Origin of the sequence: Pontiella desulfatans (assembly GCF_900890425.1) — a bacterium.
Lineage (GTDB): Bacteria > Verrucomicrobiota > Kiritimatiellia > Kiritimatiellales > Pontiellaceae > Pontiella > Pontiella desulfatans.
Window position 1 is genome coordinate 3,834,597 of record NZ_CAAHFG010000001.1, and the last position, 13,965, is coordinate 3,848,561.

Genomic DNA, 13,965 nt, shown 5'->3' on the forward strand with positions numbered 1-13,965 from the left:
GATGATTTGCGCAACAAAAACCAATTAAAATATGCACGGCCGGTACGGAATATGTTCAAGGTTTTAATACGAACAGGGCCTCGGAGAGCTCCAAGACTCAGTCCGCCCGCTGCACATCCACTTTGTAGAATCCGGCGGACACTGCATTGTGGGCCGTATCGGTATAGGCGCCCTGGGGAAACAGGATTCCGCTGGCGAGGTTGGTGAAGGCGTTGGTCAGCGAAACGCTGTGCCACACGCCGTATGACCGGTTGGAGACGGCGCTCCACTCCACGACAAAACCCGAAGACAGGTTCGTGGATGAGGCCGCGAAAAAGGATCCGGCGTTGGTGGGATTGGTTCCCGCAATGAATTCGGCGAGGTTATCGAACCCATCGCCATCATCGTCCACAGAGACGGTCGCGTTGGTTGCCCCTCCGAAGTATTCGAACTCCCATCCGTTGGGCAGTCCGTCGGCATCCTTGTCGCCGCCAAGGCTGACCGCCACGACCTCCAGTACCGGCACATTCGCACCTTCCTTCGTATCCACATTGCTGTAGCTGCCCTCGTTGCTCATCAGACCGAACGACAGCTTGCCAGCGCCGGATACGGAAGCGGTCACATCGAATGACTCCCAAGAATCAATCACAACAGAATGCGAGTCCACCACACCGCCTATGGCAGGTTGCTGATTCCAGGTCAACGCTCCTTCAGTCCAGCTTGTATCAGCCACATCATGCACGGTGAGAATAATGTCATTATGCGAACAGTAAAGGCGGAGCATGGCGGAGAGCGGAATCATCCCCTCAGTATCGGCATCGAACATCAGATAGCCGTGCATCGCCTTGCTAAATTTGTCAGAACGGATCGCCATCTTGGCGTTCGCTCCGTAATTTACGGATGGATCATTCTGGGAGCTATGCGCATCGTGAATCGGCGTAAACTGAAACGTGCGTTCCTCGATTTCCGCATGGGGATTCGCCAACTGCACATCCAGCGGCTCACCGTTGTTCGTCTGGAACCGCAGGGTTGTTTCCGAGCCGTTTGTGCTGACCAGCGATATACCGGCATCGGCATCAATGATCGCCCAGGTGCCGTTGAGGATCAGCTCAACGGGAACGGGGGCATCCAAAACGCCGGCACCGTCAAAGTTCAACACGGGATTCACCAGCGTCAAATCGATGATCCCATCCCCTTCCAGCATCACGAGGCAGGGATCGGAATTCCCCTTCACCACGGAACCCGCAAGGCTGCTGTTCGGGGCAAACAGTGCGTAGGCTTCCACCGATCCCGATTTAACGATGTGCCCGGCGGCATCATTCTTAACGACCGAATAGAAAGCACCTGCCGAGCCGGCAAACGAGGCCATCTCCGCCGCGCTGGATTTGGGAACCGCGACATATTCATATTTCGAGTTTAATGGACTCGTTTCGTGATCCAACCAGGCCACCGCAAAGTTTCCGCTGTAGGTTCCCGTGCCATCCTGCTGCGGCGAGGTCTGGTTCATTTTGGTGAGTTTGATCGAGTCGTTGCCGGCGGGAACATAATATCCGGTGCCGACGTTATCCAACAGCCAGCGGTTGCCCGTCATCCCCAACGTCTGATCCAACGGGAACCCCGTCTCCGAAACGCCATCCACCACCACGGCATCCGCCGTGTTTTGCAGATGGTTCTGGAACAGCGTTGTGATCGTGGCATTCGCGGCATCGTCATTCTGTATGCCTGATCCAAGGCAGATCAGCTTTCCATCGATACAGAAAACGGACTTCTTGAACCTGAAGGTGGGGTTGTGGTTCGCGCTCAGGTTTTTCTGTTGGAAATCCATGGCAAATAATCCGATTTCACCTTCCAAGGCGTCTTCGCCTTCCAGGTAATACTCGGCTTTCGCGCCGAACCGCAGCGCCCCGCAGAAGATCGAATCGGTCTTTTCATCCTCGCGGCCATTTGCATTGAGCTGCGTCCACGGCAGATGGATGGTGGTTCCGCCGGGGGTGGCGTTCCAGTTCCAACCTTCTTCCCGCTTGCCGCTGGCACCGTTGCCTCCGGCATAGAGGATTTCCACTGCGCCATATCCGGCATAGCGCGAATACTGGCTGGTGCCGGCATAGATTTCCTGCCCCATGAAATGGTTGTTGAAGCCCTTGATGTCGGCCACCCAGTCGTCGTCGCGATAGACGCCCATCGGCGCATAGTTCAATTGCCAGAAGCCGTTGGGATATTCTTCCGGCTGATAACCCGGAACGGCGTCCGAGGGTTCCATGAGGTTGTAGGCCCGCGCCAGCTGCCCGTCGACCACCGGCGAGTTCACGAGATAGCCGATCCCCGACGAAATACTGTTGATGGTGGTCAGTGGCGAGCCCCGCCCGGCCAACGACATCGGCATATCCTTGGCGCTGGCATTCAGGCGCTGCACCAGCATGCACTTCTTCAAGTGGTCATACGCCTGCGCATCAATGCCAAACTCCGTACCGCTCATATTAGCAACCGCCCATGAAATCGATTTATATGCAGGCGCCACATAGCGCGCCGGATAATAGTGGTTGTGGTGGAAGCCGGTGTAGTCCGGCTTAACTCCTTCACCCGTCTGGGGCTGCGGCGTTGCCCAAACCTGGACATAGTCGCGCAGGCCTTTCAGGTATTGCACCTGTTCCTCCACCGTATCCTTGAAAAAGATGCAGCAATAGCGCGCGATCGTCCGCGTGTTGCCCGCATCCATATTGCTCACCTCGGCCGTCGGCTCCCAGATGCCGTCGAGCGCAGCAAACCAACAGGCCATGGCATAGGCCTCGTCCCAGAGGCCCTCCGCCTTCAGCTCATCCTCCATCAGCAGCACCGCCAGCGGATAGGGCCGGAACGAATAGCCGATGTGGTGAACCGTCTCCATCACACAGCCAGATTGGTAGCCCTGGTCGAGCGTATGCCGGATCATCTGCATGAACTTCGTGCGGCTGCCGGCGGAGCCGTTATGGTAAAAATCGCGGGCATAGTGGAGGATCACATTGTCCAGCAGCTCGATCGTTTCACTGTCGTTGTGCTCTTTTCCAAATAATGGTTTGCCCTTTACCGTGCCGTCGGGGTTCGTCGTAATCCCCAGCGTTGCGTAAACGCTGTCGGCGGCACTCAGGTTGGAGGCGGACGGACTGCTCCCGCGGATATAGTCCAGCACCCCGTTTTTCATTCCGACCAGGTCGGCCAATTCCTGTTCTGTCGGCGTTTCCCCGCCATGGTTGCGCGGCAGCTCCGAGTAATACCGCATGCGCGACCAATGGTTGTCGCCCAGGTCAAGCTTGTATGGGATATGGGTGGAGGAGGCGCTGCTGGTAATGCGGTCGCCCGTAAAATCCACGCGGTCGATAAACACCGTTCCGCCGCCCGCAACCGCCGGCATCTGCAACGTCATGGTCTGCAGATCCTGGGAATTTTTATTCCCGAACATTTCATAGCGATAGCTGATGGAAACCGGGCGCCAGCCCTTCCAGTTCAGATAAAACCAGTAGTGGTACTGGACATTGCCGTTGCCATCCTTGAATGAGACCGTGACGGTTTCGTTCGACAGCGGCGCCTCGTTGTAGACCCACATGTAGAACGTGTTTTCGTAATAGCCCTGCACTTCGCTGGTCACCAAACCCTGCGACTGCAAGTCCGTAACCGTCAGCACATCCCCGCTCCCCCAGTCCCACTGCAACGACTGCGAGCCCTCCTTGTAATGATAACCGGAAACCGACAGTCCGCCCGTCGATCCGCTCCACGAGGCCGGCACCCCGCTTTCAAAACCGACATCAACCGCCGCATGCACGGAAGCGGCCAACCACATGGCCAACACCGGTACACTGTATTTGTGAATGCCAATACTCATAAAATCCCTCATCCTGTTCAAGATGCCTACGGCACCGGCCTCACATCCACCTGGTAGAAACCTTCCGACTCACCGGCATGGAGAGTATCCGTATAGCTGTTTTGCGGAAAGAGGATTCCGGCCGCCAGATTGGTGAAGGCGTTAGTCAGCGAAACGCTGTGCCACACGCCATATTCGCGATTGGAAACGGCGCTCCACTCCACCACAAAACCGGAAGGCAGGTGCGTGGATGAGGCCGCGAAAAAGGATGCCTCGTTGGTGGGATTGGTTCCCGCAATGAATTCGGCCAGATTATCGAACCCATCGCCGTCATCGTCCGCAGAGGCGGTCGCGTTGGTTGCCCCGCCGAAATATCCGAACTCCCAGCCGTTGGGCAGTCCGTCGGCATCCTTGTCTCCGCCAAGGCTGACCGCCACGACCTCCAGCACCGGCGCATTCGCACCTTCCTTCGCATCGACATTGCTGTAGCTCGCCTCGTTGCTGATCAGTCCGAACGACAGCTTACCATCGCCGGATACGGAAGCGGTCACATCGAACGTTTCCCAGACATCGGCATCGACCGAACGGGAATCGGCCACCGCGCCCATGGGCGGCTGGTTGTTCCAGGTGAGCGCCCCTTCCGTCCAGGTGGTGTCGGCCACATCGAGAACGGAAAGCACGATGGGGTTGTGCGAACAGTAGAGCTTGAGGGTTGCCGAAAGCGGAATCATCCCCTCGGTATCGGCATCGAACATCAGATAGCCGTTCATGGCGGAGTCATATTTGTCCGACCGGACTGCCAGCTTGGTGTTCACCCCATAGTTTGTGTCCGGGTTCGACTGAACCGTGTGCGCATCGTGAATGGGATTGAATTCGAAAGTTCTTTCTTCAACGGGGACACTTTCATCCAACAGCTCAACATCGAACGGCTCAAGGTCGTCGGTCATGAACAACAGCGTAGTTTCGGTTCCATTCGTTGAAAGCAGCGACACACCGGTGTCGGCATCCGTAATCGTCCAGGTTCCGCGCAAGGTAAGTTCCACCGGAACCGGGGCGGGGTCATCGTAGGATCGGGCTTCCAGCCCCTGATCGGGATTGACCATGGTGAGTTTGATCGGATTGCTTCCGCCGACCATCACCAGGCAAGGCTCGGAGCTGCCCTTGACCACCGTATCCAGCGAATTGACGGCAGCGGTAAACCGGGCATGCGCCTCAACATCGCCAAACCGCACAACGTGTGCGGCGGAATCCTTCTGCAAAACCTCATAGGGTTTGCCCGACATCGTTGCGCTGAAGGCCTGCATTCCAGCCGAATCGGTGGCGGGTTTCACCACATATTCATACCCGGCTCCCGATGGAGCTTTCCCGTGGTCGAACCAGGCCGTCGCAAAATTACCCGAGGTGGTTCCCGTACCGTCCTGCTGCAGCGACGTCTGGTTCTGGCGCGTAATCTTCAGGCCTTGAGACGAATCAATATGGTAGCCCGTACCGTAGGCATCCAATAACCAGTGGTCTCCATCCACAACGGTATTGCTGTAAGGAAAGGCCGTGATGCTGGAGTTGTCGAGCACGATGGGATCGGAGGTGTTGTTGAGCTTCCCCTGGAACAATGTGGTGATGATGTCGTTCGAAGCATCGGTACACTCAATATCCGAGCCGAGGCAGACGATGTAGTCATCGATGAAAAACCAGGATTTCCTGAACCGGAAGGAACCGTCGTGCGTGGGGGTCAGGCTTCCGTCCTGCTGAAAATCGGTGGCATACATCCCGATCTCGCCGCGGTCGAGTATGCGCCCCGCCTCGATTTCATTAAAACGAAGACCTCCTGCAAACGTTGAGGCCGCCCGTTCGTCGGAACGGGAACCCGGCGGGTTCAGATCGGCATGAGGCAGGACTTTGGTGGTGGTTCCGGGCGGGCGGTTCCAATCCCAGCCATTGATATGGAAGCCGCTGGCCGTAAAGCCGCCGGGATACATGATTTCCAATGCTCCATACGACTGGTAGCGCCCGCACCGGTTTTCGCCCGAATAGGTTTCGGTTCCCCAGAACACATTGTTGAGGCCATGCGCCGTCGCCACCCAGTTGTCCTTGCGGTAGACCGCAACCGGGCTCCAGTTGAATTGCCAGAAACCTTCCTGGAAGGTTTCTGTTGGATAGTTCGCCATCAACGTCGAGTCGTCGCCGTGGATCCGGTTGTAGGCGGAGGCAATCATCGGGTCGGCCGTTTCGCCGAGCACATCCCCGCCGGCATAGGCCAGATTATTGAAGGCGCCTTGGTTTAGCGGCGAGGGCTGCGAAAAGGGATAGCGGCCGCAGAGGCTGTTGGCATATTCACCGCTCGCGGTCGACATGACGAGCGAAGCATAGGCCATGTCGCGGAAGTTTTCATAACTCTCCTGCGCGATCTGAAATTGTGTGCCGATCAGGGCATGCAGCACATCGGCATAGGACGAGAAGGCATACATGTAGTGGTTGTAATGCGTCCAATGATGAAACCCGGTTCCATCGGGCTTGATCCAGTCGCCGGTGCCCTTGGCGGGCACATTAGAAAAATCGAGGAACTGCTTGAAGCCCTTCAATTGGCGAACCGCTTCGTTGTCGTCCTCAATAAACGCCAGTGTGCCCAGCTGAAACCTGAAATTCGTATACACATGATCGGAACTCAGCGCATCGTCGCCCGGCCATTCCGGAACCCAACTGCGCCTGGCTTTGAAGACCCACATCGCGGCGTCCACCAGCTCCGCCCGCAAATCCGTTGGAAGGTATTCGAGCATCAGCACCAGCCCCTGGAAATAGTCGCGGGTGTCGTACCAGCCATAGGAAAAATCGGAGCCGCCGGCATAGCCCAGATCGTTCAGGTGCCACAGCAGGTTCTTCGCCATTTCATAGGAGTTGCTGTTGCCGGTGTGGAAAAAGTGCTGCGCCAAATCCAGCAGGTGGCCATCGGCTTCTTGCGGCGTGGTCACCTGCCCTTTAATGGCGTTTCCGTTAACAACAATGTTAAGGCTGTTGTAGTAGGTCGTGGCGTTCGAAATGTTCGGCGTTCCACCGTCGAACCAGTTGCGCAGGTAGGTGCGCAGCGTCGTCAGGTCGGCTAGCTCCCCGGCGGTGGCCGGCGCATACGGAATGTTCGGCGCCAGGGCATCCACGTCGATGTATCCCGTGTCGGAATAATAGCCCGACACATCGGGCATCTGTCGGCTGGCATGGCGGGTGTAGCGGCTGCGCACAAATTCCCAGTCGTCCAGGAATACGGTGCCGGAGCCGGTGGATGGCGCGTGGATGACCACTTTATCAATATCAGTGGTCGATCCGGAAATGGCCTGCATGTCGTAGCGGTAGCTTCGCGAGATGCGGCGCCAACCCTGATAGTTCAGGTAAAAATCGAAATGGTAGTTCACCGTTCCGGATGCATCCAGAAACTCAATCGTCAACGGTTCATTGATGGATGCTTCGTTATAAACAAAGGCCTCCATCGTGTGGTTGTAGAAATCGAGAATCTTCGAGGGGTCGATTCCCGGCGTGGCCACCTCCAGCGTATCGCCCGCCACCCAATCCCACCGCAACGAGTCGGAGCCGATGCGGTAATGGTCTGAACTGATTGCCAGGGAACCTGCCGTCGCACTCCAGTTGGCGGGCACACTACCCTCGAAATCAATGGTCTGAGCCTGCAGCCCACCTGCGGCCAGGAAGAAAAGAGCAGCGCTGGTTAGCAACAGTTTCACGGACAACCCTCGGAACAGCCTTGTGCAGTGTTTAGCGGAAAACCCGCCATGCAGGCGGGTTTTCCGGAATAATCCATAATTGGATGGGAACAATGGGTTTAGTCGACGTCGAGCTTCAGGAAGAGCTGGCTGCCCGAAGTCCCGACCGATTCCATATAGGTTCCGAGCTCGCCGTCGGAAACCGAAACCGCGTTCGTGGCAATCGGCTCCCAGTCACCCGTCGTCAGGCTCGCGCGCGCCATCACCCTGGCCACCACCGAGTCGTCGCCAACGAGATAGTAGGTGTAGTTTCCAGCCGCATCCAGCACCGGCTGCGATCCCTGGTCGGAAGCACCGTCCGGCAGCACGGGGTCGCCGCCGAAGACATATTCGCCATAGTTGTTCAGTCCGTCTCCGTCGTCGTCGCCCGTTTTTCCACCCGTAACCCCCTTCTCGGCTTCCCACTCGGTATACGGGGGAAGGAAGACCGGCTTGACGTTCGAGAGGACATAGGCGTTGTCGATCTTCACGCCGATATTATTGCCGCGCGAGGAGAAGTAGAAGCGGTTGAAGTCCACCCCGACACAGGCGCTGTTGGTGTAGCTCGGCATTTTGGTACTTCCACCGAATACAACCCCATCCACCAGCGGAGAAATCACCAGGTTGGTGCCGGCACGCTCGATTCTCATCTTCCAGTTCTGCATGGTGTTGGTGCTGGTGAATTCCCGGGTTGTTTCATCGTCCGGGAAATCCGTCGGCCACGCATCGTATGCATCGAAAAGGTTGATGCTGGAATACTGTTTCTGGTTGATGCGGAACCCGTAGCCGGCATTGTTGGTCAACGCGGAATCCGTCAGCGTCATGATCCCCACCGGCGAAGAGGTGTTGGTATAGGCGCTGCCCGACACATCCTCGAAATAGGCCAGGTCAACCGACAGCTCCAGCCAATCCCCGTCGTTTTCCAGCTTGAGGTCTTCGAAGTCCATCGTAATGGAGCTCCAGGCATTGCTGGTGGATTCATCGCGAATCGCCAGGAGACCCGGATAGTTGGTGCCGTTGTATTCCTTGGCCTCCGCGCCGTCATGCGTCCAGCCCTTCAAGGGCAAAACACCGTTGGTGCTGCTGAACGTATCGGAAAAATAGAACGGCAGCATATCCACTTCCGCCCCCGCCGTTGCGTTGGACGCAATCAGACCACTATCGTTCAGGAAGCTCGGCCCCGTGTCTAGATAGGTGTTGTCATAATAGACCAGTCGGATGCCGCCACCGTTTGTCGCCGCCGCATTGACAATATCCGTCAGATCCCACTCATAGGTACCCGCCGCAGTGTCCGCCGGCAATTCGCCGATTTTGACATAGTTCAGCGCATTGCCAACCAAAGTCGCACCGGAACCGGTGGCAAGGTTGGTGACAACGGTTGAATCCAGCGTACGTCCTAAGCCGGTAAAGCTGACATACCAACCGGAAGCCAGACAATTGGAGCGTCGACCACTGTAGTCCACCTTGAATGTCCAGGCATTGGTGACCATGCCGGACACGTTGTAGTCCCAAACCGCAATACCGCCCGTCGATGAACCGCCATAACGGTTCAGCTTCACCAGCTTTGTGCTACCTGAAAACGTACTGACGATTGCTCCGGTAAAGCCTCCGACTCCAAGATCAACCGAAGTCAAAAGGCTGAAATCGCCTTGCACTGTTCCCCTTGTGTTTGCATTCCCGTTGCCCGTGCGGGTAACAAATCCAGCAAGGCGATCAACATCATTGGTGTCGTTGTTCGTATCGAGATTCAGCGAACCAACCAGCTCGGCGCTGGCGAGGGTTGCAGACAGGGCAACCGTTGTGAGTATGGCTAATGTTCTTTTCATGATCTGTATTCCTCCATGTTTTCTGCGTTAGTCACCCAGTCACATTATCTTCAAGGTGAAATTCTTCTTTCGGTATGATGGACATAGTATCCGGTCACTTTGAAAAAAGAAGATTTGCTTTGCGCAATAAACTGCCGGGATTTGCGCAGAATAAAAATCAATCCATTTTGATTTTTAAACGCACGAATCCATTGGTGTTTCCAGCCATTGAAATACGGTTGGTTACGGTTTCAAACTCGGCGTCAACAAGGGCTGATTCCTCGGTAATGACCGCAGGAACCCATGATCCTTCAACGAGATCAGCAGAGGTTTCCAAGGTGTAGGTCAGCCCCAACGATGCGGCATTACGGCGGCGATGGTGGATATACTCAAAGTCGGGTCCATCGTTTCCAACCATTGGAACTTCCGAGAGGCTGTTGCTTCCAGGGGTTGGAATTCCGCCGACGGCATATTCAAACAAGCCATCACGCAAATCCCCGTCCAAGTCGGCTCGATATCCTGCATCCTGGCCGTAAAGTCCCTGCCCGTTGATCCACGACAGATAGTGGTCGAGCGGGCGGTTGTCCTGCGGGCCGTAGAATTTCAGTTCTGCGATGTTACCTTCGAAATTGGAAAGCAGCAAACGAACCGCCTGAACCGGCCGTTCCGGGAAATAGAGGGTCGTCACGCCGCCCGACGACGGAAGGATCTCCTGCCGCAGCGTACCGCCGATCCGCCACACGCCGGATTCCCAGGTCTTGTCATCGTTCACCACGCTGTTAAGGCAAGCCGGATAGTCCAGCGGAGTCTGGAGCTCCAGCCGCACACCACTCGAAGGAGCGCTTCCGCTCCAGTGGATATCCAGGCGGTGGATCCGTACGGTAGATCCGAAGTCGGCCTGCACCAGGGTATCGAGCCAGTGGTAAACCGTGCTGGATGTACCCAAGTTGTTGTCGAAGAATTTCGCACCTGCTGCAACGCGGCCGGCATTGCCAAGGAACGCAGCTTGGTTTGTTGTTCCGAAACTGCTGTACATCCCTTGCCGTTCGGCCTCGAAGGCGACTTCAATCGTGTTCCACGGAGCGTTTGCCGGCTTGGAGGCAACGACTGCACTGCCGGTATTATAAGAAGCCTCGCCCCCGCCGATGGATAAGAAATCACTATACTGGGCAACCTTGTCATTTCCGTTGGCATAGGTGGCTGAAGAAACGCTCTGTTGCTGGATCATCGAACTACCGCAATGCACAGCGATGGGATCGCTGAAACTGACCTCTCCACGAACGTTGGTTAGTTTCGCCCTGATCGTCCAAACGCCGTCATAAGGCGGCACGAAGGCACCCGACAGGGATGCAGCATCCGCCTTAGGCAATGTTTCAAATCCATCCCAGCGGCTGGCGCCGGACACCTCGAAATCAAGCGCCGCAATTTCAGCCGGATCAAGCGCAGTGTCGGCCACGAGCGCAACCGGGCTGAGATCCGCAAACGCCGCATAGTTTGCCGGCGACATCATTGCGATGTCGGCGTTGCGGCTCGAGACCTCAAACGCAGCACTGCTGTCGGCGAACCATTGCGGCAGACCGCCCAGGCGCAGGGCAAGCTGTGCTTCGAACAATGATTCGGGTTCCAGCTTCGTTCCGTTGGACTCCAACGCAAGGATATCCGTTTCCACATCGGAAAACGTTGCGGGTTCACCGTGCAAGCCGGCAATCGTCGGAAAAAGGAAATAGCCGTAGTTCGAGCCGAGCGGCCAGAAGTCGTACGAGCCGGCTTCGGTATTGCTCCAGTTCCAGAAGGTCAGCCCTTTGTCGTGCATCGGCGACTTTACCGCACCGCCACCGCGGAACTGGGTGAAAATGCCCTCGTTCAAGTCATACAACGTATTCCGGAACCAGTTGCAGTGCGCTTCCATGTTTCCGTACTGGTTGCTCCGCAGGAATACCGTCCCCGCGGCACTGCTCTGCCCGCCCAGCCCATGGTGAGCATCCGTGTTTTCCCGGACATAGGCAAACAGGTTCCCGGTTGAGCGTTGCACGGAAATAGAGAAATGCCCCGGATTGCCCTCAAGCAGGATGTCTGAAAACGTATTTGCGCCCGTCATCGTGGCACTCAGGGCATAGCTGAAATCAACGATCCGCAAGCGGCGCGCCCAACTGTTGAATACGCGGTTGAACCCGAGCATGCGATACTCTTCCCCCTGGCGGCATCCGTTGTGGTGGCTGAATTGCCCATGCCATTTTCCGCGCAGCGTCAGGTCTTCGATCCCGCACTCCTCAATCGTGTTGTCTATACGGTACATGCCCCGCTCGATGAAGTATTCGCTTTCGATATGGATCGGCTCATTAAACGTCACCACATCTCCGACCACCGAAGCGATGGTGTGGACCTCAAATACATCGTTCGGTGTTCCGTCGTGCCGATCAAGCACGCCCTGCGGCACGGCGTGCGGTGCAAAGTAGGCATCCCCCACCGGCGTTGTTGCGGGGAACTTCCAACTGAAATTAATCTTCTGCCCTGCGGCCAGCCCGGACGGATTATCCACGCGCACGGAAAAGTCGCCGAGCTGCTCCGTTACCTTACCCGCCAGCACCTGGTCGCCGCGCCAATAGTCGGAGACCTCGCCGCTGGAAGAACGGAAGGAAACCAGCGCGTCACCGAACCGCGAAAATTCGCTAAACAGCAGCTCCGTTTCCCCCATGCCCGCGCCCTTGATCACGATGTCGCTGCGCGTCACTTCAATGGGAGCCTTTCCAAGGTCGGAAGACTCCTTCAGCAGGAAGCGACCTTCCGGGAAATACACCACGGCTGCACCGGTGTACGCATGGGCATCAGCCAAGGCCAAAAGAACGGCGTCACGATCCGAGTTTCCGTCGTTTGCAATGGCGCCATAGCTTGTCACATCAAACCATATATGCGAATTGGTGGTGATTTCCGGGATCGGGATTTCACTGTAGTGGTAACCCGCATATGAAAAATTCTTGAGCGTCGAGTTGGTGCCGTTGTTGTAGGCTGTCACATAGTCGTTCCAGAGGATGGACGTGTTCGGTAGCTCAACGACTACATTGTCTATGTTTAATCCATGATTTTTCGAACCCACAGAAAGTGCCAAACGATCAAACATACGATTAGCAATGGCAGCATTGTTGTTTGTCAGAACAGCCAACGTCTGCCCGGCCAACGTGCCGCTCAACTCCACGCCGCTATCAAGACGGGTCAGCAACAGTTCTAGATGATTCAACCCGGAATCCTCCGATACATCGAATCCTGCCAGCGCATTCCCAATCGATGCCTGTGAAGAAGCGGCACTCTTCATTTCCTGATAGGTGTGCGATGTCGAGGTGCCAGTTGCAACGTAGATGCCGTAGCCGGCATTAGTCGACGCAGTACTATCGGTTAACGAAATACGCAAACCGGAAGAATCGTTTGCGACCGCACCGCTTCCTGAAAACACCTCAAAATCCATCGACAAACGAATCCAGTCGCCAGGATTAGTCAAACCGATTGCACCGTTCATTGACGAATAAACCACATCGAAAAAGCTTTCAACACTGTCCTGCTCCTGAATCACCAGCATGCCAGAAGCGGATACATTATATTCCTTGTCCTCGCCACCCTGCCCAGTCCACCCATTGATGGAACCAAGCGTTCCTGAACCTGATTCAAAATCATCGTTATAGGCAACGCGCGCGCCCCCATTAACCACATTAATTTCCAACGTGGCTACAGCAGTCCCGCCGTCACCATTTTCTGCGAGAACCGTGAATGTATTTAGCCCGACATGGGATCCATCAGGCGCACCGGCCAGCGTGCCATTCGGAAACACCCGTAGCCAATTGGCACCACTAATTTTAGAATACGTCAGAGGCCCACCGCCAGAGTCGGAGGCCGACCCAGCAAGGGTGCCGATGTAAGGGATATAATTGGTTGCAGTATTTCCAATAACTGGATCCATCGCAAACGTCGGAACATTGGTGCTTAGTTCAGGCAGCACCGCATAGCTGATCGCATCAACAAGAACATTACGAGTACCTTCCGCTCCGGCCGTCGAACCCTCATAATGCGCAAAACGTAGAGTAGCTATTTTGCCGACATCAGCCGCTTGGACTTCATATTCCAGAGCTCCTGTTGTGCTACGTTGCGGATTCTGAGTTCCCAGCGAAATGGTTGATAATTGCAAGGCCGCGTTCCCACCTGACGCATTTCCAGAGCCAAAGGTATTGATCACCATTTTCCCCTGTCCACCCACACCGGAGCCATCCACGTGAATTTCCCAGATGCTTTCCAGATTCGAATCCGGCACAGCAAACGCCGCATCTATGGTGATTGTACGCCCGACATCACTTAAGGTGATGGTCCCCAAATCTCTTGTCAGTCCAATCGTATCGGTTGTAGTTTTGGTTCGGTGCAGGCGGGCATAACCATCGCTTGCACCATCAAGGTGGCTACCATCTGTCGAAGAAGAACCTAAAAGCAAAGTCTGGATGGAACTATTGTTACCATCGATTGGATTATAGCTGGCTAACTCGGCAGAATTCGTGAACGTATCCATTACAGATCCTATTAATGCCGAATAACAGGTCGCTATGGATCCAATCGTGCAAATTCC

4 protein-coding genes are annotated in these 13,965 nt (G+C 55.8%); all 4 read right to left on the reverse strand.

The window, feature by feature from the left end; genetic code table 11:
• Positions 1-97: 97 nt before the first annotated feature.
• The gene (locus tag E9954_RS13500; RefSeq protein ID WP_168442239.1) at positions 98-3,835 is read right to left on the reverse strand and encodes a chondroitinase family polysaccharide lyase; all 3,738 of its coding nucleotides are present in this window, start codon (positions 3,833-3,835) and stop codon (positions 98-100) included.
• A 26-nt stretch (positions 3,836-3,861) separates the two neighbouring features.
• Positions 3,862-7,539 carry a polysaccharide lyase family 8 super-sandwich domain-containing protein gene (locus tag E9954_RS13505; RefSeq protein ID WP_136079675.1) on the reverse strand — a complete coding sequence of 1,226 codons (3,678 nt, stop codon included), beginning with the start codon at positions 7,537-7,539 and terminating at the stop codon, positions 3,862-3,864.
• Positions 7,540-7,637: 98 nt separating this feature from the next.
• Positions 7,638-9,383 (reverse strand): hypothetical protein, encoded by a 1,746-nt coding sequence (locus E9954_RS13510; RefSeq protein WP_136079676.1) that lies wholly within the window; start codon positions 9,381-9,383, stop codon positions 7,638-7,640.
• Positions 9,384-9,540: 157 nt separating this feature from the next.
• The gene (locus tag E9954_RS13515; RefSeq protein ID WP_168442240.1) at positions 9,541-13,908 is read right to left on the reverse strand and encodes a DUF4955 domain-containing protein; all 4,368 of its coding nucleotides are present in this window, start codon (positions 13,906-13,908) and stop codon (positions 9,541-9,543) included.
• Positions 13,909-13,965: the final 57 nt, after the last annotated feature.

Bases quoted from the DNA above. Each gene is read 5' to 3' on its own strand.
- E9954_RS13500 (WP_168442239.1), bottom strand. From the start codon at position 3,835: ATGAGTATTGGCATTCACAAATACAGTGTACCGGTGTTGGCCATGTGG.
- E9954_RS13515 (WP_168442240.1), bottom strand. From the start codon at position 13,908: ATGGATACGTTCACGAATTCTGCCGAGTTAGCCAGCTATAATCCAATC.
- E9954_RS13510 (WP_136079676.1), bottom strand. From the start codon at position 9,383: ATGAAAAGAACATTAGCCATACTCACAACGGTTGCCCTGTCTGCAACC.